General features: G+C 67.2%; 17 protein-coding genes and 1 pseudogene. 8 read left to right on the top strand and 10 right to left on the bottom strand.

The genetic code is table 11. From position 1 onward, the window contains the following. The first annotated feature begins 47 nt into the window (after positions 1 to 47). Positions 48 to 2,228, top strand: coding sequence for an RNA polymerase recycling motor ATPase HelR (gene helR, locus AC5Y2L_RS04925; protein WP_499932890.1), 2,181 nt, complete (start codon positions 48 to 50; stop codon positions 2,226 to 2,228). A 63-nt stretch (positions 2,229 to 2,291) separates the two neighbouring features. Here helR and AC5Y2L_RS04920 read toward each other — a convergent pair whose 3' ends face one another. Further along, entirely contained in the window at positions 2,292 to 2,441 is a 150-nt protein-coding gene (locus AC5Y2L_RS04920) for a hypothetical protein (RefSeq protein WP_499932892.1), read from the bottom strand. Positions 2,442 to 2,602: 161 nt separating this feature from the next. Here AC5Y2L_RS04920 and AC5Y2L_RS04915 point away from each other — a divergent pair, with 161 nt between their 5' ends. The 5 genes from AC5Y2L_RS04915 to AC5Y2L_RS04895 are packed head-to-tail and all read left to right on the top strand — an operon-like array spanning position 2,603 to position 7,167. Further along, the gene (locus AC5Y2L_RS04915) at positions 2,603 to 3,241 is read left to right on the top strand and encodes a TetR/AcrR family transcriptional regulator (protein WP_499932894.1); all 639 of its coding nucleotides are present in this window, start codon (positions 2,603 to 2,605) and stop codon (positions 3,239 to 3,241) included. Continuing rightward, a complete protein-coding gene (locus AC5Y2L_RS04910) occupies positions 3,231 to 4,157 on the top strand; it encodes an ABC transporter ATP-binding protein (RefSeq protein WP_499932895.1) in 927 nt (308 codons plus the stop codon). The genes AC5Y2L_RS04915 and AC5Y2L_RS04910 overlap by 11 nt, the downstream gene beginning before the upstream one ends. Further along, the gene (locus AC5Y2L_RS04905) at positions 4,154 to 5,791 is read left to right on the top strand and encodes an ABC transporter permease (RefSeq protein ID WP_499932897.1); all 1,638 of its coding nucleotides are present in this window, start codon (positions 4,154 to 4,156) and stop codon (positions 5,789 to 5,791) included. The genes AC5Y2L_RS04910 and AC5Y2L_RS04905 overlap by 4 nt, the downstream gene beginning before the upstream one ends. 10 nt (positions 5,792 to 5,801) lie before the next feature. After that, complete coding sequence (locus tag AC5Y2L_RS04900) at positions 5,802 to 6,476, top strand: methyltransferase family protein (RefSeq protein WP_499932898.1); 675 nt, start codon at positions 5,802 to 5,804, stop codon at positions 6,474 to 6,476. Between the two features lie 16 nt (positions 6,477 to 6,492). Continuing rightward, positions 6,493 to 7,167 (top strand): methyltransferase family protein, encoded by a 675-nt coding sequence (locus tag AC5Y2L_RS04895; RefSeq protein WP_499932899.1) that lies wholly within the window; start codon positions 6,493 to 6,495, stop codon positions 7,165 to 7,167. 24 nt (positions 7,168 to 7,191) lie between these two features. Here the strand turns inward: AC5Y2L_RS04895 and glgC are convergent, their stop codons facing one another. Next, positions 7,192 to 8,406, bottom strand: coding sequence for a glucose-1-phosphate adenylyltransferase (glgC, locus tag AC5Y2L_RS04890; protein WP_499932901.1), 1,215 nt, complete (start codon positions 8,404 to 8,406; stop codon positions 7,192 to 7,194). A 144-nt stretch (positions 8,407 to 8,550) separates the two neighbouring features. Here glgC and glgA point away from each other — a divergent pair, with 144 nt between their 5' ends. Next, positions 8,551 to 9,714: a glycogen synthase gene (gene glgA, locus AC5Y2L_RS04885; protein WP_499932902.1), complete on the top strand. Its 1,164-nt coding sequence runs from the start codon at positions 8,551 to 8,553 to the stop codon at positions 9,712 to 9,714. A gap of 10 nt (positions 9,715 to 9,724) precedes the next feature. Here glgA and AC5Y2L_RS04880 read toward each other — a convergent pair whose 3' ends face one another. From AC5Y2L_RS04880 to log, 7 genes and pseudogenes are all read right to left on the bottom strand, one after another. After that, a complete protein-coding gene (locus tag AC5Y2L_RS04880; protein WP_003406247.1) occupies positions 9,725 to 9,892 on the bottom strand; it encodes a DUF3117 domain-containing protein in 168 nt (55 codons plus the stop codon). 166 nt (positions 9,893 to 10,058) lie between these two features. Further along, a complete protein-coding gene (gene tag, locus AC5Y2L_RS04875) occupies positions 10,059 to 10,640 on the bottom strand; it encodes a DNA-3-methyladenine glycosylase I (protein ID WP_499933207.1) in 582 nt (193 codons plus the stop codon). 5 nt (positions 10,641 to 10,645) lie between these two features. Then, complete coding sequence (locus AC5Y2L_RS04870) at positions 10,646 to 11,020, bottom strand: DivIVA domain-containing protein (protein ID WP_499932904.1); 375 nt, start codon at positions 11,018 to 11,020, stop codon at positions 10,646 to 10,648. Between the two features lie 48 nt (positions 11,021 to 11,068). Beyond that, positions 11,069 to 12,028, bottom strand: coding sequence for a glucosyl-3-phosphoglycerate synthase (locus AC5Y2L_RS04865; RefSeq protein ID WP_499932905.1), 960 nt, complete (start codon positions 12,026 to 12,028; stop codon positions 11,069 to 11,071). After that, positions 12,025 to 12,964: pseudogene (gene folP, locus AC5Y2L_RS04860) on the bottom strand (dihydropteroate synthase). The gene AC5Y2L_RS04865 and the pseudogene folP overlap by 4 nt, the downstream one beginning before the upstream one ends. 73 nt (positions 12,965 to 13,037) lie before the next feature. After that, a complete protein-coding gene (gene fadD6 / locus AC5Y2L_RS04855) occupies positions 13,038 to 14,816 on the bottom strand; it encodes a long-chain-acyl-CoA synthetase FadD6 (RefSeq protein ID WP_499932907.1) in 1,779 nt (592 codons plus the stop codon). 32 nt (positions 14,817 to 14,848) lie between these two features. Then, the gene (log, locus tag AC5Y2L_RS04850) at positions 14,849 to 15,421 is read right to left on the bottom strand and encodes a cytokinin riboside 5'-monophosphate phosphoribohydrolase (protein ID WP_499932909.1); all 573 of its coding nucleotides are present in this window, start codon (positions 15,419 to 15,421) and stop codon (positions 14,849 to 14,851) included. Between the two features lie 78 nt (positions 15,422 to 15,499). Between log and AC5Y2L_RS04845 the strand changes: the two genes are divergently transcribed. Next, on the top strand, positions 15,500 to 17,644 hold the full coding sequence (locus AC5Y2L_RS04845) for an AAA family ATPase (protein ID WP_499932910.1): 2,145 nt from the start codon (positions 15,500 to 15,502) through the stop codon (positions 17,642 to 17,644). Here the strand turns inward: AC5Y2L_RS04845 and dapE are convergent. Beyond that, entirely contained in the window at positions 17,634 to 18,698 is a 1,065-nt protein-coding gene (dapE, locus tag AC5Y2L_RS04840; RefSeq protein ID WP_499933208.1) for a succinyl-diaminopimelate desuccinylase, read from the bottom strand. The genes AC5Y2L_RS04845 and dapE overlap by 11 nt on opposite strands. Positions 18,699 to 18,766 lie beyond the last annotated feature (68 nt).

The raw sequence follows: 18,766 nt of genomic DNA, 5'->3' as shown, positions 1-18,766 counted from the left end.
TCAAAAGCTTTGGCCGAAGTCGAAACTCGTGAGATTTGGGGCGCCTTTTGTCAGATGCAGAGTATGAAGCCGAATTGCAGTCCGAACGGACCTACGTTGCCGAGCTCTACGCGCGGCTCGACACCGAGCGCGCGCGGGTAAAGGGTCGATACCGCGCGGCATTGCGAGGCCCTATCGATGTGCAGAACGGCGTGACACTCGTCGATCGGGATGCCGAGGTGCGTGCGCTCGCCAACCAGATCAGTCGGCTGAACGTGGCCGACGACGGCCTGTGCTTTGGTCGGCTGGACAGCATTGCGGGTGAATATCTTTACATCGGCCGCATCGGTCTGTTCGACGAACAGAACTCCTACGAACCAAGGCTGCTCGACTGGCGGGCACCCGCAGCGCGCGCGTTCTACGTCGCCACCGCCGCCAGCCCGGAGAACATGCGCCGGCGCCGCCAGTTCCACACCCGGGGTCGTCAACTCGTCGATTTCACCGATGAGGTCCTCGGGCGCCCCGGTGGTGGCGAGCGGGGTGACGCGGCCCTGCTCGCGGCGGTCAACATGCCACGCGGCGACGCGATGCGCGACATCGTGGCGACGATCCAGGCCGAACAGGACGAGATCATCCGACTCGATCACCAAGGGGTGCTCGTGATCGAGGGCGGCCCGGGCACCGGGAAAACCGCCGTCGCGCTGCACCGGGTGGCGTACCTGCTCTACACCCAGCGGGAGCGGATGGAAAGCCACGGTGTGCTTGTGGTCGGGCCCAACCCGGCCTTGCTCACCTACATCGGCCGCGTTCTGCCGTCGCTGGGCGAGACGAACGTCGTGTTCATGACCACCGGCGATCTGTTACCCGGCCTGCATGTCACCGCCGAAGACACCCCAGACGCCGCACGGCTCAAGGGCTCGCTGAAAATCCTGGACGTGCTCGCCGCGGCGATCGCCGACCGGCAGCGACTACCGGAGCACCCGCTGCCCATCGAACTGTCCGACGTCACACTGAAGATCGACGCCGAGATCACAGGGTGGGCCAGAGAGGAGGCCCGCGCCAGCGGGCAGCCCCACAACCGCGCTCGCGCGGTGTTCATCGATGTCCTGACCTGGGCGCTCACCGAACGCGCGATAGCCCGGATCGGCCGGGGCTGGCTGACCCGCAAGGACCGCGACGCATGGGAGAACATGCGGGCGGACTTGCGCAACGAACTGGCCGACAGCGATGAGTTCGACGCCGCGCTCAATCAACTGTGGCCGATCCTTACGCCGGAAACACTGCTGGCAGAGCTGTATTCGTCACCCGAACGGCTGCGAGCGGCCGGAGGCGATAATGCGCTGTGGCGCGCCCGAGGCGATGACTGGACGGTGTCCGACGTGGCGCTGCTCGACGAACTTGTCGACCTGCTTGGCCCCGACAAGTCGACCGATGATTCCGCAGAGCGCGAACAACGGGCACACGCCGACTACGCGGCCGGCGTCCTGGATCTCATGGTCGCTCGCGAAGACCACATGGACGACGAGGACCACCTGTTCGCGACCGACCTGCTCGACGCGAAGGACTTGGCCGAACGCTTCCTCGAGCGCGATACCCGTGAACTCGCCGAACGTGCTGCCGCAGACCGCGACTGGACTTACCGGCACGTCGTAGTCGATGAGGCCCAAGAACTATCCGAAATGCAGTGGCGGGTGCTGATGCGTCGTTGCCCGAGTCGATCCTTCACGGTGGTCGGCGATCTCGCCCAACGCCGGTCGGTCGCCGGAGCGACATCATGGGCCACCATGCTCGAGCCCTACGTCCCTGGGCGTTGGGTTTACCGGTCACTGTCGGTGAACTACCGCACCCCGGTGGAGATCATGGACGTTGCTGCCATGCTGCTCGCCGAATTCGCGCCGGGGGTTCAGCCGCCGGAGTCGGTCCGCGCGACCGGCGTTCAACCGTGGGCCAGGAAGGTACGCGAGGACGAATTACCTTCTGCCATCGAGGAATTCGTCCGTGACGAAGCAAAACGCGCGGGCACCAGCGTGGTGATCGGGCCACCGGGTGTGCCCGGTGCGGTGCCGCCGTCGGAGACCAAGGGCCTGGAGTTCGACGCCGTCCTGGTAGTCGAGCCGGAACGCATCCTCACCGAGGGTCCACGCGGAGCCGCAGAGCTCTACGTCGCCCTCACCCGCGCTACCCAGCGGCTCGGCGTCCTCCATCTGCGCCCACTGCCGCAGGCCCTGACTGGCCTCGCCAGACGATGACGATGTCCTCCGAAGCGGCGCTCTCGATGTCACCGACCAGAGAGCCGACATAGTCGGCGATGGTCATTTCCCTGAGGTTTCCGGGCCTGTTCCGCCATCCCGGGCAAAGACGGCCAGCTCGGGCGCCAGCCGGTGGATCTCGTCGATCGTCAGCTCCCACGAATCGGCGGCGAGTCCGCCGCCGTGTACGAGCACCAACGTGGGCAATGCCATGGCGCGCCTCCGCTGCGGCCGTGCGCCCTGGACCGCATCGTAGTGTCCACGCGGCCCTGACGTGCCGATTTCGCTGCTCAGACGCGGCCGGCGAACCTTTACGGAATCTTGACGCGCGCGTCGCTTGACCGCCGGCTGAACGCGCGTTTAGTGTACTGAACATGCGTTCAGTCGATCTGACCGCCACCGCGCGGATCCGCGATGCGGCCATCGAGCTCTGGGGTCAGCACGGCTTTGAAGTGGGGCTGCGCACCATCGCCGAAGCTGCCGGGGTGAGCGCCGCGCTGGTTATCCACCACTTCGGTTCCAAGGACGGCCTGCGCCGAGCCTGTGACGAGTTCGTCGCCGAGGAGATCCGCACCGAAAAGTCGGAGACGATTCAGTCCCGGGATCCCGCCACCTGGTTTGCGGCGATGGCCGAGATCGAGTCCTATGCGCCCCTGATGGCCTACCTGGTGCGCAGCATGTACTCCGGGGGCGAGCTGGCAATGACGTTGTGGCGCAGGATGATCGACAACACCGGCGAGTACATGGAAGAAGGCGTGCGGGCCGGAACCGTGAAGCCCAGCCGTGACCCGCAGGCCAGGGCCAAGTATCTGGCTCTCTCCGGTGGCGGCGCGTTCCTGCTGTACCTGCAAATGCATGAAAACCCAACGGATCTCCGCGCTGTGCTGCGCGACTACGCACGCGAAATGGTGCTTCCCGCCATGGAGGTGTACACCGAAGGACTGCTGGCCGATCGCACCATGTACGACGCGTTTCTGGCGGCAGCGGATGAAGGAGAATCGCATGTCAGTTGACAGCTACCCAATCCAGATCCAAGGCCTGACCAAGAATTTCGGTGCGGTGCGAGCGCTCGACGGCCTGGACCTGACCGTGCGCGAGGGAGAAGTTCACGGCTTCCTCGGACCCAACGGCGCCGGAAAATCGACCACCATCCGCATCCTGCTGGGTCTGGTACGGGCCGACGGCGGAACCGTCCGGTTACTCGGCGGCGATCCCTGGGCCGACGCGGTCCGGCTGCACCGCGACATCGCTTATGTGCCAGGCGATGTCACGCTGTGGCCCTCGCTGACCGGAGGGGAGACCATCGACCTGCTGGCCCGCATGCGCGGCGGCATCGACGAAAAGCGCCGCACCGAGCTGATCGAGCGCTTCGACCTGGACCCGCACAAGAAGGCCCGCACCTACTCGAAGGGCAACCGTCAGAAGGTCTCGCTGATCTCCGCCTTCTCGTCCCAGGCCCGACTCTTGCTGCTCGACGAACCGAGCACCGGCTTGGACCCGTTGATGGAGAATGTGTTTCAGCAGTGCGTCGGCGAAGCCCGCGACCGTGGCGTGACGGTCCTGCTGTCCAGCCACATCCTGGCCGAGACCGAAGCACTGTGCGAAAGGGTGACCATCATCCGGGCCGGCCGGACCGTCGAGAGCGGCACCCTGGACTCGATGCGTCATCTCAGCCGCACCTCCATCAAGGCCGAAATGATCGGCGATCCGGGCGATATCACCAGAATCAACGGCGTCGAAGACGTCAGCATCGACGGCAACACGCTGCGCGCCCAGGTGGACAGCGAAAGCCTCGGGGAGCTCATCCGCGTACTCGGCGACGCCGGCGTGCGAAGCCTGGTCAGCCAACCACCCACGCTCGAAGAGCTGTTTTTGCGCCATTACGACACCACCGACGGCCAGCACGAAAAGAAGGTGGCCACATTATGAGCACCGCCATTTTGGACCGACCACACCGGGCTGCGCAGCCGGCCGGCTCGAATTACTCCGGAACGCTGTCGATGTTGCGGCTCTATCTGCGGCGCGACCGAATCTCCTTGCCGCTCTGGATATTACTGCTCTCGGCGCCGCTGGGCTCCGTCTACGTCGGCAGCATCCAGAAGGTCTACCCCACCGAGGCGGCCCGGGCCGGCTTTGCGGCTACCATCATGGCCAGCCCGGCCCAACGAGCGCTGTACGGCCAGATCTACAACAACAGCCTTGGCGCCGTTGGCATCTGGAAAGCCGGGATGTTCCACCTGCTGATCGCGGTAGCGGTGATCCTCACCGTGATCCGCCACACCCGCGCGGACGAAGAATCCGGCCGCACCGAGCTTTTGGACTCGACCGCGGTCGGACGTTACGCCAGCCTCACCGCGGCGCTGATCCTGTCCTCCGGCGCGTCGATCGCCACCGGTGTGATCGGCGCGGCCGGGTTGCTCAAGACCGACGTCCCGGCCGCCGGGTCACTGGCGTTCTGCGCGGCACTTACCTGCTCGGGGTTGGTGTTCACTGCGGTGGCCGCGGTGGCCGCACAGCTGTCGCCCAGCGCCCGGGTCGCCCGGGGTGCCGCGTTCACGGTGCTGGCGGCCGCCTTCACCCTGCGCGCCATCGGGGACGCGGGTTCGGGCACGCTGTCGTGGCTGTCGCCGCTGGGGTGGTCACTCCAAGTCAGGCCATATGCCGGCGATCGCTGGTGGATTCTGTTGCTGCACTTGGCGACTGCCCTGGCACTCACCCTGGTGGCCTATTGGCTGCTGGCCGGCCGTGACGTGGGGGCCGGACTGATCCCCGAGCGTGCCGGACCGGGGTCGGCCGGACCGGGTCTGCGCGGCGTCACCGGGCTGACCTGGCGGCTGGACCGCGGCGCGGTGCTGCTGTGGAGCGTTGGCCTGGGCCTGTATGGCGTGCTGATGGGCAGCGTCGTGCACGGCATCGGCGACGAGTTGGGCGACAGCACCATGGTCCGCGACATCGTCGCGCGGATGGGCGGCACCAGCGCGCTGGAACAGGCCTTCATCGCGGTCGCGTTCACCATGATGGCCATGGCGGCCGCGGCGTTCGCGGTTTCGCTGACCTTGCGGCTGCACCAGGAGGAGGCCGGTCAGCGAGCCGAGCCGACGCTGGCCGGTGCCGTCTCCCGAACACGTTGGTTGGCAACGCATGTGGCCGCGGCACTGATCGGATCGGCACTGGCGATGCTGATCGCCGGGGTGGCGGCCGGGGTGATCTACGGGATTGCCGACGGCGACGTCGCCGGCAAACTGGGCATCGTCGCGGGTACGGCACTGGCGCAACTACCCGCCGTGTGGCTGCTCTGCGCCGTGACGGTGGCGTTGTTCGGCCTGGCGCCGAGATTCACCCCGGTGGCGTGGGGCGTGCTGGTGGCATTCATCGCCTTGTATCTGATCGGGTCGTTGGCCGGTTTCTCGCAGTGGCTGCTTGACCTGGAGCCCTTCGCGCACACCCCGCGGGTGGGTGGTGGCGACTTCACCGCAGTACCGCTGCTGTGGTTGCTGGCTATCGATGCAGTGTTGATTGCATTGGGCGCCGTGGCATTTCGCCGGCGGGATTTACGTAACTGAGGAGATTGACATGAAAATCATTGCAAGGGCGCTGGTTTCATCGGTACTGGGATTTGCGGCAGTTGGATTGATGTTGTTCTTACCGGCCGGCACGCTGAAGTACTGGCAGGCATGGGCATTCCTCGTCGTATTCACCGTGGCCACCTGGATCCCCAGCATCTACTTGATGCGCACCAACCCTGCTGCCCTGGAACGGCGCATGCGAGTCGGCCCCACCGCGGAAACCAGACCGGTGCAACGGATCGTCATCTCCGTCGCATTCCTATCCCTGATGGCCATGATCGTCCTCAGCGCCTTCGACCATCGGTTCGGGTGGTCGTCGGTGCCGGCGGCGGTGTGCGTGGCCGGCGACGTCCTGGTCGCAATCGGACTGGGGCTGGCAATGCTCGTGGTAATCCAAAACAGCTATGCGGCGGCCAACGTCACCGTCGAAGCGGAGCAGAAAGTCATCACCAGCGGTCTGTATGGGTTGGTCCGCCATCCGATGTACACCGGGAACGTACTGCTGATGGCCGGCATCCCGCTGGCGTTGGGCTCGTACTGGGGACTGGTCTTCCTCCTGCCCGGGCTGCTGGTCCTGGGCGTTCGCATCCGCGACGAAGAAGCGCTGCTCGGCCAGCAGCTCGACGGATACCGCGAGTACACCCATCGAGTTCGCTATCGGCTCGTCCCCTACGTGTGGTAACTGGAAGGACTCGATCATGAAGGTCGTCGTTCAAGCCGTGGGCTCCGCACTGATCGCCGTCGTCGTGTTCGGCTTGCTGTTGTTTTGGCCGGCAGGAACATTCGCTTACTGGCAGGCATGGGTGTTTCTGGCCATCTATGCCGTTGCGGCGCTGGTTCCGACCATCAGCTGGGGCGCCGCGAACCCGGCGCTCCTGCAGCGGCGGCTCCGTGGCGGCCCGGTAGCCGAAACTCGGATGGCGCAAAAGCTCGCGGTCACAGGCTTATTCGCGGCGTTCGCCGCGCTGCTGGTCGTCAGCGCGCTGGATCATCGGTTCGGATGGTCCACGGTGCCGGTCACCGTTTCGATTGTCGGCGATGTGCTGGCAGCGGTCGGCTTGGTGCTCGGCACCTTATCCGTCGTCCAGAACAACTACGCCGCGGCCAACGTCACCGTCGAAGCGGATCAGCCCGTTATCACCACCGGCTTGTATGGCTTCGTTCGGCACCCGATGTACTTTTCTCTCGTAATCGCCATGGTCGGCATACCGCTGGCGCTCGGCTCGTACTGGGCGCTGACGGGCGTGGCGGTCGGGCTGCTCGCCCTGGCACTGCGCATCGAGGACGAGGAAAAGATGCTCGAAGATGAGCTGGCCGGCTATCGCGAATACCAGCAGAAGGTGCGTTCGCGGTTGGTGCCGTACCTCTGGTAGTTGCGCGAGCAGACGTAACTCGCGTTAGATCCAGGTGCCCTTGCCCACGGCGACGACCCCGCCGGCGCTGATCGCGAAGCGTTCCCGATCCTTCTCCAGATCGACGCCGACCATTTCGCCGGGCCCGACGACGACGTTCTTGTCCAGAATCGCGTGGCGTACCACTGCGCCGCGGCCTACCCGGGCGCCCGGCATGATGACGCTGCCCTCCACGATCGCGCCGTCGTCGACCACGACGTTCGACGACAGCACCGAATTGCGCACCGACGCCGCCGAGATGATGCTGCCGGCACCCACGACGGACTCCTGAGCCGAACCACCGTTGACGAACTTCGCCGGGGCCAGGTTCTCCGACGCACCCAGGATGGGCCAGCGCTTGTTGTACAGGTTGAACACCGGATGCACCGACACCAGGTCCATGTGCGCGTCGTAGAACGCGTCCAGCGTCCCGACGTCACGCCAGTAGGCCCGGTCCCGGTCGGTCGCGCCGGGCACGTCGTTGTGGTTGAAGTCGTACACCGCGGCCAATCCGTCGTCCACCAGCCGCGGGATGATGTCGCCGCCCATGTCGTGATCGGAGTGGTCGTCGTCGGCGTCGGCGCGGATCGCGTCGATCAGCACCTTGGTGGTGAAGATGTAGTTGCCCATCGAGACAAACGCGGCGTTGGGGTCGTCCGGCGTCCCGGGCGGATCCAGGGGTTTTTCCAGGAAACTGCGGATGCGGCCGGAGTCGTCGGCTTCGATGCAGCCGAACGCACTGGCGTCGCCCCGCGGGACCCGGATGCCGGCCACCGTCGCGCCGGCCCCGCTGTCGATGTGGAACCGGACCATCTGCTCGGGGTCCATCCGATATACGTGATCGGCGCCGAAAACCACGATGTAGTCGGGGTCTTCGTCGTAGATCAGGTTCAGCGACTGATAGATCGCGTCGGCCGAGCCGGTGTACCACCGCGGGCCCAGGCGTTGCTGCGCCGGAACCGGGGTGATGTACTCCCCGGCCAGGCCGGACAACCGCCAGTTCTGCGAGATATGACGGTCCAGCGAATGCGACTTGTATTGGGTGAGAACGCAAATCCGCAGATACCGGGCGTTGACGAGATTGGACAACACGAAATCGATCAGCCGGTACGCGCCGCCGAAGGGAACCGCGGGCTTGGCCCGGTCCGCGGTGAGCGGATACAACCGCTTACCCTCACCGCCGGCCAGGACGATGCCCAGCACGTGTGGCGCTTCCCTCATGGCCTCAAACCTATCGGCACCCTTTAACCACTGCCACCATCAACCTGCCATAGGATGCCCATTCTGACGGGCCGTCCATCAACGTGTTTGGCCCGGTGACGCCCCAGTTCGCCCGAACCCAGCCGACAGCATTACGGTGCGGGTATGCGGGTGGCGATGATGACTCGGGAGTACCCTCCCGAGGTCTACGGCGGCGCGGGCGTGCATGTCACCGAACTGGTCGCGCATCTACGTCGGCTGTGCGCTGTCGACGTGCACTGCATGGGCCCCCCGCGCCCGGCCGCGTTCGCCCATCAGCCGGATCCGAGGCTGCACGGGGCCAATGCGGCGCTGTCCACGTTGTCCTCCGACCTGCTGATGGCCGACACGACGTCGGCGGCGACCGTGGTGCACTCACATACCTGGTACGCCAACCTGGCCGGGCATCTGGCCGGGTTGCTCTACGACATTCCGCACGTCATGACCGCTCATTCGCTCGAGCCGATGCGGCCGTGGAAAGCCGAGCAACTCGGCGGCGGCTACCGCGTGTCGTCATGGGTGGAGCACACCGCGATGCTCGCCGCCGACGCCGTCATCGCGGTCAGCTCGGGCATGCGTGAGGACATGCTCCGCGTCTACCCCACCCTGGACCCGAGCCTGGTGCACGTCATTCGCAACGGGATCGACACCGACATGTGGTACCCGGCCGAGCCGGCATGCGAGGGTTCGGTGCTGGCCGACCTCGGTGTTGACCCCAGCCGGCCCATCGTCGCGTTCGTCGGGCGTATCACCCGGCAGAAGGGCGTCGCCCACCTGGTCGCCGCCGCCCACCGATTCAGCGCCGACGTGCAGCTGATCTTGTGCGCCGGTGCTCCCGACACTCCCGAGATTGCCAACGAGGTGCGCTCGGCGGTGGCCAAGCTGGCCCACAACCGCACCGGTGTGTTCTGGATCCGGGAAATCCTGCCCATCCGGAAGCTTCGCGAAATACTCTCCGCAGCAACGGTTTTCGTCTGCCCGTCGGTGTACGAGCCGTTGGGCATCGTGAACCTGGAGGCAATGGCCTGCGCGACGGCGGTGGTGGCGTCTGACGTCGGCGGGATACCGGAGGTGGTGGCCGACCGGATCACCGGATTGCTGGTGCCCTACGACGCCGGCGACACCCCGGGTTACGAGGCTCGATTGGCCGAAGCGGTCAACGAACTCATCGCCGACCCGGCGCGGGCTGCGCGCTACGGGGAAGCGGGACGCCAGCGCTGCATCGAGGAGTTCTCCTGGACTCGCGTGGCCGAGCAGACGCTCGACATCTACCGGAAGGTGTGCGCTTAGCGTCGGCGGCTTAGCTGGTTACGCCTTTGAGTTCGTCACCCAGCGCGGCGGCTTCGTCGGGCGTCAGCTCGACGACGAGGCGGCCGCCGCCTTCGAGTGGTACCCGCATCACGATGCCACGCCCCTCTTTTGTTGCTTCCAGGGGACCGTCTCCGGTCCGGGGCTTCATCGCCGCCATCGAGTGCTCCCTCCAGATTCGAGCTGGCCCGCCGCCGCGGACCTGGCCGGCGCCGAGCATGCCCCGCCAGTGGATTTCCAGCCATACCCGACATTGAACTGCCAAATCACCCCTCCATTGTTCCCTATCCGGGTGACCGAGTGCACAAGACCCGGCTCTGTCGCCCTCAGGAGTTCAGCGGAGCCACCCAGCAACTGCGGATATGGTCGTCGACCATGCCGGTTGCCTGCATCAGCGCATAGCCGGTCGTTGGGCCGACGAAGCGGAACCCGCGCCGTTTCAGTTCGCGCGCCATGGCCCTGGATTCCACACTGGCCGAGGGAATTTCGGACAGGTCGAGGGGCCGGGGCCGGGGCGGTGGCGCAAAAGTCCACAACAGTTCGGACAGCTCTGCCGGGCCTCCCAGCTCTGCGGCCGCCCGCGCATTGGCGATGGTTGCCTCGATCTTTGCCCGGTTGCGCACGATGCCGTCGTCGGCCAGCAACCGCTGCACGTCGGCATCGGTGTAGCCGGCAACCTTCTCGATGTCGAACCCGTTGAAGGCGCGCCGGAAGTTCTCCCGCTTGCGCAGGATGATCAGCCACGACAGGCCGCTCTGAAAAGCCTCCAGGCTCATCCGCTCGAACAGTGCGGTCCCATCGCGCAGCGGGCGGCCCCACTCTTGGTCGTGATAGTCGCGGTATAACTCGAAGTCAGGCCCGGGCCGCGTGATCGCCCAACCGCAGCGAACCGGCTCCTGCCCGGTCACGTCGCTCACGGCGGATCGGGATGCTCGGAGGCGACGGTCTCGCTGTCGGCGACGTCCGCCTCGGCGTCCTGCGGTGGCGGGGGCTTGGCATCGGCGGCCGCGTGGGCCGCGGCCAACTGGCCGCGCAGCGCCTCGAGCTCACGACCGAGCCGGTCCAGCACCCAGTCCACCTCGCTGGTCTTGTAGCCCCGCAGCGCTTGGGTGAACTTGACGGCATCGACATCGGCACCCGTGACCCCGAACGCGGGCAACACCGTCACCGTCGTCCCCCGCGGCAGCGGCGGCAGCTGCTCGCCGCGGCCGAACAGCAGACTGGCCGCGCCGAACAGCACCACCGCCACCAGGACGAGCACCACCAGGTACAGCAACACCAACGTCACGTCGTCGATCTTGCCCTACGGCTCCGACAACCTTTTCGGTCGAGCCGCTCAGCGTGGGCGTACCACATTCATCGGCGGCCGGTCCACCAGCGAGACCTCCGAGGTCTGCGGACCGTCGGGACCCTCGGCGAAGAACTGGGTCAGCCCCACCCCCGAGTCAGGGATCCCGCACCGCGCGAACAGGGTGGCGATGACCTGACGACTCATGCCACCGAGTTCGGCCAACGGCCGATTGCGGTGCGCGCGCACACCCAAGTTGACCTGCGCGATCGCGTCCAGGCCCAGCCGGTCGAAGGTGTCCACCAGCAGGCCGATCTCCACTCCGTAGCCCGGCGCGAACGGCAGCGACGTCAACAGTTCCCGGCTGGCCGCGTACTCACCGCCGAGCGGTTGCAGCACGCAGCCCAGCTCTGGTCGCAACGCGGCCAGCAGCGGCCGGGCCACCAGCTCGGTCACCCGCCCGCCACCCGTTTCGGCTGCGCTCACATCGCTCGCCTGCAGGGGCCGTCGGTAGAAGCCCTTGACCAGGTGGATGCCGTCGCCGGTGAGCAGCGGTCCGACCAGCCACGGCACGAACATCGGGTGCGGGTTGATCAGATCGGAATCGACGAAAACCACGATGTCGCCGCTGGTGGCAGCAAGTGAGCGCCACAGCGCCTCACCCTTGCCGGGCCGTGTCGGGATCTCGGGCAGCGCCTGTTCCCGGCTGACGACGCGGGCGCCGGCCGCGATCGCGCGGATCTCGGTGTCGTCCGTCGAGCCGGAGTCCAGCACGATCAACTCGTCGACCAGGCCGTCAACCAGCGGCGAGATGCTGTCGATCACCGATTCGACGGTTTGTTCCTCGTTGAGGGCAGGCAGCACCACCGAAATCGTCCGCCCGGCCTTCGCCGCTTGCAATTCCGCGACCGTCCAGCCGGGACGGTTCCAGCTGCGCTCGGCCAGCCAGCCGGCGGTCAGCCCGGCGGCATCGCTGGTGAGGTCACCGACCAGCTCCGATGCGGTCATGCGAGTCCCCTTATCGTGCGCGCCGGCGGCCGTGTGCCCTGGATCGAGGCCACCATCTCCAGCACCCGCCTGGTGGCGGCGACCTCGTGCACCCGGAACATCCGCGCGCCGGCTGCCGCCGCCAGCGCGGTGGCCGCCAACGTACCCTCGAGCCGTTCGGTCAGTTCCACGCCCAGAGTCTCCCCGACGAAGTCTTTGTTACTCAAAGCCATGAGCACGGGCCATCCGGTCATAACAAGATCGGCCACGTGGCGCAACAGGAGCAAGCTGTGGAAGGTGTTCTTGCCGAAGTCGTGCGTCGGGTCGATCAGCACTCTGTCACGGGCTACACCGGCCGTGACGGCCCGCTCGGCGGCGTCGGTGACCTGGCGAATCACGTCGTCAACCACACCGCGGGTAGTCGTACCGTAGCTCACCCGGAACGGACGCGTGCGGGGCTGCGCGCCGCCGGTGTGCGAACACACCAGTCCGGCGCCGAATTCGGCGGCCACCTCGGGCAGGGCGGGGTCGATGCCGCCCCAGGTGTCGTTGATGATGTCCGCGCCCGCCGCGCAGGCCACCTTCGCCACTTCTGAGCGCCAGGTGTCGACGCTGATCAGCTGGTTCGGATAGGTGTTGCGAACCCATTCGATGTAGGGCACCAGCCGGGCGATCTCGGTATCCGCATCGACGTGCTGGCCAGGTCCGGCTTTGACGCCTCCGACGTCGATGACGTCGGCGCCGTCGGCGATGGCCTGGTGTGCGGCGGCCCTGGCAGCTTCGTCACCGAATGTCGCACCCCGGTCGTAGAACGAGTCCGGGGTGCGGTTGACGATCGCCATGATCAGCGCGCGATCACCTGCGACCGGACGGCCGCAGAGCGTCGAATTCACGCTCTCCATAGTGCCTGGGCACTGGGCCGGGCGTGGCCGGAGGATGGCTCGAGCCTGCATCCAGGGCTACCGATGAGGCCGATAGCAGGCCCTCACCGCAGTTTCGGCGCCCTCAGCGCAGACTCGGCGCTCGCCGGTCAGCCCTGCGGCCGCTTGCCGGCGGCTACTTCCTCGGGGTATTCGGCGTAGAACGGCACGTAGCCCTCGCCGCGGCCGGCCAGCACGTACAGCGGGTCCTTCACCTCGGAGCCGTAGGCCTGCTCGCGCAGCTCCACTTTGCGGCTCTTGAAGGTCGAGGTGTGCTCCATCGTCTCCACTATCCGCACGAACAGCGGCAGCGCATAGGCGGGCAATTGGTCGTAAACGGTGCGGGCCAGCGACTGGCCGTCGAATTCGGCGCCGTCGCGCAGCTGGACCGCGGCCATCCCGGCGCGGCCCCCGGTACGCGGGATCTCGACGCCGTAGACCGTGCACTCCTCGACGGCGGGGTTGGACCCCAACGCCGCTTCGACCTGCGTGGTGGCCACGTTCTCGCCCTTCCAGCGGAAGGTGTCGCCTAGCCGGTCGACGAACGCGGCGTGACCCAACCCCTGCGGGCTCAGCACGTCGCCGGTGTTGAACCAGCAGTCACCCTCCTTGAAAGCGTTGCGCACCAGCTTCTTTTCGCTCGACGCCTTGTCGGTGTAGCCGTCGAACGGCGCCAGCCTGTTGACCGGGCTGAGCGCCAGCCCGGCCTGACCGGACGGCACCCGGCGCACCCGCCCGTTCTCGTCACGCAGCGGCGCGCCGGTGTCCGGGTCGTACTCCACGTAGGCCAACGGTGTCGGCGAGATACCCGTGGTCTTGGGCACGTTGAAGATGTTGATGAAGGCGGTGTTTCCTTCGCTCGCGGCGTAAAACTCGCACACCCGCTCGATGCCGAAGCGTTCGGTGAACTCGTCCCAGATCTCGGGCCGCAGCCCATTGCCGGCGATCACCCGCACCTTGTGCCGGCGGTCGGTCGGTTTCGGCGGCTGGTTGAGCAGATACCGGCACAGCTCGCCGATGTAGATGAACGCCGTCGCGTCGTTGGCGATCACCTCGTCCCAGAACCGCGACGCCGAAAACGACTTGCCCAGCGCCAACGTCGACCCCGAGTTGATCACCGACGACACCGCGACCGTCAGCGCGTTGTTGTGGTACAGCGGCAGGCAGCTGTACAGGGTGTCGGAGCTTTTCAGCCGTAGGCCCAGGCCACCGAAACCGGCCAGCGCGGCCAGCCACCGGCGATGGGTCATCACGCTGGCCTTCGGGAAGCCGGTGGTGCCCGAGGTGAAGATGTAGAACGCGGTGTCCTTGGCCAGCACCGCCGACGCCGACGGCGGATTGGTGGCCGGAGCGCTGACCGCGAATCGCTCCAGGTCCTCGATGGTCAGCGCCTCGCTGGCGCCCGCACCACCGGACTCGGTGACGGCGCTAACGAGGTCGGTCTCGGCGACCAGCACCTTCGCATCCAGCAGACCGAGGCTGTGCGCCAGCACCTCACCACGCTGGTGGTAGTTGAGCATGCCGGCAATGGCGCCGCACTTGACGGTGGCCAGCATCGTCAGCACCGCGTTGGGCGAATTGCGCAGCATGACGCCCACGACGTCGCCGTGGCCGACACCACGCGCGGCCAGCACGGCGGCGTAGCGGTTGACGGTCGCATTGGCTTCGCCGTAGGTCAGTTGCTGCTCGCCGAACCGCAAGAACACCCGGTCGGCATACCGAGCCGCCCGCTCCTGGAACACCGTGCCGATCGACTTCTTGGAATTCGGCTGGGCCGAGAGTCCCGTCACCGCCCCGCGCAGGATCACCGGCAGGTCGGCCAGGACGGCGGGTACGCGAGTGGCGATATCGGTCAGTCTGACCGCAGTGCGTGCGCCGCTATCGGACACGTGATCCTCCCTAAAGGCATTGCCGATCGACCTCAGGCGGGCCCGTCCGGCTGGCACTCCTTGATTGCGGCACCCACCTTATCCACCAGCACCAACCGATCCATCGCCAGCTGTGAGATGTATCCGTCGTCGAGCAATCGGTTCAGCCAGATCCACAAATCTTCGTAGTGCCCCCAGGGGTCCAGCATCACGACGGGCTTGTCGTGCAGCCCCAGCACGCCCGACGTCCACGCGTCGAACAACTCGTCGACGGTCCCGATGCCGCCCGGCAGCGTGATGAACGCATCGGCGCGGTCGGTCATCACTTGCTTCCGCTCGCTCATGGTGTCGGTGACGATCAGCTCGTCGGCATTGGTGTCGGCGACCTCGCGCCGCATCAAGGTTTGCGGGATGACGCCGACGGTCCGGCCACCGCGCGCCCGGGCCGCGGTCGCCAGCGCACCCATCGCCGAAACGCGCCCGCCACCCCACACCAACGTCCAGCCCCGCTCGGCGATCGCCTCGCCGAGGTCGGCGGCCAGCCCGAGCAATTCGGGGTGCGTCGGCGTGGCCGCACAGAACACACAAACCGCCCATTCGCTGGAGGAATCGCGTTTGCGGCGCATATCCGCCAAAGGTAAACCAAAGCGCGCATGTCCCACAGTCGGTGCCGTTGGGTCAGGGCACGCCATAAGATTCGGCAGGTGCCGATTCGGTGGAACGTCCCGGAGCATGAAGCCGCCTTAGCGCAGCTGAAGGGCTGTGTGGGAGACAAGGGCGCCGTGGTACTCGGACCCGACGGCGTCGGCAAATCCACGTTGGCCCGCCTGGCCGCCGAATACTTCACCGGCGAGCACCCCACCACGGTCGCCCGATGGGTCACCGGCACCACCACTGAACGCGTGGTGCCGTTCGGCGCGTTCGGCCACCTGGTGGAGATCGCCGACATCGGGAAGCCGGCCGCGCTGCTGCGGGCGGCGCGGGCTTCGCTGACTCGCGACGGCCGGGAAGGTGACCTGCTGCTGGTCGTCGACGACGCGCATCATCTCGACGTGCTGTCGGCCACCTTGGTGTACCAGTTGGCGCTGGGCGGCGCGGCCCGGATGATCGTCACCGCCCGCGCCGACGCCGCGCCCGATGCGATCGCGGCGCTGTGGACCGACGGCCTGCTGGATCGGATCGACATCGAGCCGCCGGCCGGGCAGGTCAAGGCGTCGGGGCCGTCGGGGCCGTCCGAGGTCGACGCGTTCATCGCCGAGTTACCTCCGGCCGCGCGTTCGGTGCTGGACTACCTCGCCGTGCAGGAGCCGCTGTCGCTGGCCGATCTGACCGTGCTGGCCGGGGAGGGAGCAGTGGCCGAGGCCGAGGAATGGGGCGCGGCGGAATCCCGGGTGCCCGGCGGGCGCGCGGTCGACCCGATGGTCTACACGGCGCACCCGCTGTTTGCCGAACGAGCGCTTGCCGCGCTCGGTGCCGACGGCGCACGCCGACGGCGCACCGAGCTGGTGACGCTGCTGTCGCAGCATCCGCCGGAGCATCTCAGCGACCGGTTGCGGCTGGCGTCGCTGGCACTGGACAGCGATGCCCCGCAACCGGTGGACGAGGTGATCGAAGCCGCACAGCAGGCGCTGCGGCTGGGCGACATGGTGCTCGCCGAGCGGTTCGGGCGGTCAGCCCTGGACCGATCCGGCGGGCTGGCCGCGCGACTGCCACTGGCGTACGCGCTGAGCTGGCAAGGCCGCGGCCGCGAAGCCGGCGAGGTGCTTGCGGCGGTCGATCCCGCCGAATTGTCCGAGACCGACCTGATGGCCTGGGCGGTGCCGCGGGCCGCGAACCAGTTCTGGATGCTCAGCGAGCCCGAGCGAGCCACCGCCTTCCTGCAGACCACCCGCAACCGGGTCACCGACCCGGCGGCACGCAGCAGCCTGGATGCGCTGACCGCGACCTTCGCGATGAATGCCGGAAACCTCAAGCGCGCCATCGGACTGGTCACCGAGGTGCTGTCCGGGCCGCCGGCCGGGGACATGGCGGTCGCGTGGGCGGCCAGCGCGGGCGCGTTGTGCTCCGCGCGGATGGGCCGGTTCGACGACGTCGAGCGGCTTGCCGAGCAGGCGTCGACCGCCGAGCATCCCGGCCTGTTGCGGTTCACCGTGGGCTTGGGCCAGATCACGGCGTTGCTGATGGCCGGTGAGATCGCGCAGGCACAGGCACTGGCTCAGCGGTTCACCGACTTCGCCGAGCTGCAGCAACCCGGCCGGGCCATCGGTGAGGTGTTGTTGGCGCACGTGTTGCTGGTCCGCGGCGAATTCGCCTCTGCTGCAGCGCTTTTGGAGCCAGCGGCCGCCACCTTGGAGCGCACCGGATACTCGTGGGGTCCGTTGTCGCTGATGCTGTTGGCGACCGCTTTGGCCCAGCAAGGCGACATACCTGCATCCGCAAAAGCATTGCGGCGAGCCGAAACTCGTCATGGAACCAAGTCGGCGTTGTTCGCGCCCGAACTAGGGCTGGCGCGCGCGTGGACCCGTGCCACGGCCCGCGACGCCACCGGCGCGATCACGGCGGCGCGCGAGGCGGCCCGAACGGCGGAGCGGGCCGGGCAGTCGGCGGTCGCGCTGTCCGCCTGGCATGACGCGGTTCGACTGGGCGACCGCCGCGCCGCCGATCCGCTGTCCCGACTGGCCGACGAGATCGACTGTGCCGTAGGCCGGATCGCTCTGGCACACGCGCAGGCGCTGACCGCCGGTGACGGCCCGGCGCTGCAAGCGGTGTCGGAAGACCTCGCGGCGATCGGGATGCGAGCCGCCGCCGGCGATGCCGCCGCCCAGGCGCAGCGGTTGCTCAGCCGCTGAGGTACCGGCGCAGCATTTCCACTGCCGCGGTGATCTTGTCGACGTGCACCCGCTCGTCACGCCGGTGCGCCAGATTGGGGTCGCCGGGCCCGTAGTTGACGGCCGGTATGCCCAGCGCGGCGAACCGGGCTACATCCGTCCAGCCGTATTTCGCCCGGACCTGGCCGCCGGCGGCAGTTACCAAGGCCTTGGCCGCAGGCTCGGACAGGCCAGGCAACGCACCCGCCGCGGCGTCGGTCTGCTCGATCCGCACATCGAGGCCGTCGAAAACCTCGTGCACGTGCTGCAGCGCATCGGGCACCGACCGGTCGGGGGCAAACCGGAAGTTGACCGTCACCGAGGCCGCGTCGGGAATCACGTTGCCAGCCACGCCACCGTCTATGCGCACTGCCGACAGGCCCTCGCGGTAGGTGCAACCGTCGATATCGACGCTGCGCGCGGTGTAGCCGGCCAACCGGTCCAGCACCGCGCCCAGCTTGTGAATTGCGTTGTCGCCCAACCAAGATCGCGCCGAATGGGCACGCGTACCGGTAGCACTGATCACCACCCGCAGCGTGCCCTGACAGCCGGCCTCGATGTACCCGGCCGTCGGCTCACCCAAAATCGCCACGTCGGCCGTCAGCCAATCCGGCAGCTCACGCTGGATGCGGCCCAAACCGTTTGCCGCCGCTTCGATTTCCTCGCAGTCGTAGAACACCAGCGTCAGGTCGTGCGCGGGTTCGGCCACGGTGGCCGCCAGATGCAGGAAGACCGCGTCACCCGATTTCATGTCCGCGGTGCCGCAGCCGTGCAGCTCGTCGTTGTCCCGACGACTGGGAAGGTTTCCGGCCACCGGCACGGTGTCCAGATGTCCGGCCATCAGCACCCGAGTCGGCTTGTTCAGTGCGGTACGCGCCAACACGGCGTTGCCGTTCCGGACGATTTCGAAGCCCGACGTCTGGGTGCGCAGCGCGGCTTCCACCTCGTCGGCGATGCGCGACTCGTCGCGCGATTCGCTGGGGATGTCGACCAGCGCTGCGGTCAGCTCGATCGGGTCCCCGCCCAAGTCCAGCACGGTCACCAATTATGCCGAGCAGACGCGAAAGCACCTTTTTCGTCGGCGTGTCGGGTGCTTTTGTGTTG

The sequence above is a fragment of the Mycobacterium sp. NGS66 genome (assembly GCF_059812225.1).
Note: the sequence above shows the minus strand (reverse complement) of the source record. Positions and strands in the feature narration are given on the sequence as shown.

Bases quoted from the DNA above. Each gene is read 5' to 3' on its own strand.
- AC5Y2L_RS04920 (WP_499932892.1), bottom strand. From the start codon at position 2,441: ATGGCATTGCCCACGTTGGTGCTCGTACACGGCGGCGGACTCGCCGCC.
- AC5Y2L_RS04915 (WP_499932894.1), top strand. From the start codon at position 2,603: ATGCGTTCAGTCGATCTGACCGCCACCGCGCGGATCCGCGATGCGGCC.
- AC5Y2L_RS04910 (WP_499932895.1), top strand. From the start codon at position 3,231: ATGTCAGTTGACAGCTACCCAATCCAGATCCAAGGCCTGACCAAGAAT.
- AC5Y2L_RS04905 (WP_499932897.1), top strand. From the start codon at position 4,154: ATGAGCACCGCCATTTTGGACCGACCACACCGGGCTGCGCAGCCGGCC.
- AC5Y2L_RS04900 (WP_499932898.1), top strand. From the start codon at position 5,802: ATGAAAATCATTGCAAGGGCGCTGGTTTCATCGGTACTGGGATTTGCG.
- AC5Y2L_RS04895 (WP_499932899.1), top strand. From the start codon at position 6,493: ATGAAGGTCGTCGTTCAAGCCGTGGGCTCCGCACTGATCGCCGTCGTC.
- glgC (WP_499932901.1), bottom strand. From the start codon at position 8,406: ATGAGGGAAGCGCCACACGTGCTGGGCATCGTCCTGGCCGGCGGTGAG.
- glgA (WP_499932902.1), top strand. From the start codon at position 8,551: ATGCGGGTGGCGATGATGACTCGGGAGTACCCTCCCGAGGTCTACGGC.
- AC5Y2L_RS04880 (WP_003406247.1), bottom strand. From the start codon at position 9,892: ATGGCGGCGATGAAGCCCCGGACCGGAGACGGTCCCCTGGAAGCAACA.
- AC5Y2L_RS04865 (WP_499932905.1), bottom strand. From the start codon at position 12,028: ATGACCGCATCGGAGCTGGTCGGTGACCTCACCAGCGATGCCGCCGGG.
- log (WP_499932909.1), bottom strand. From the start codon at position 15,421: ATGCGCCGCAAACGCGATTCCTCCAGCGAATGGGCGGTTTGTGTGTTC.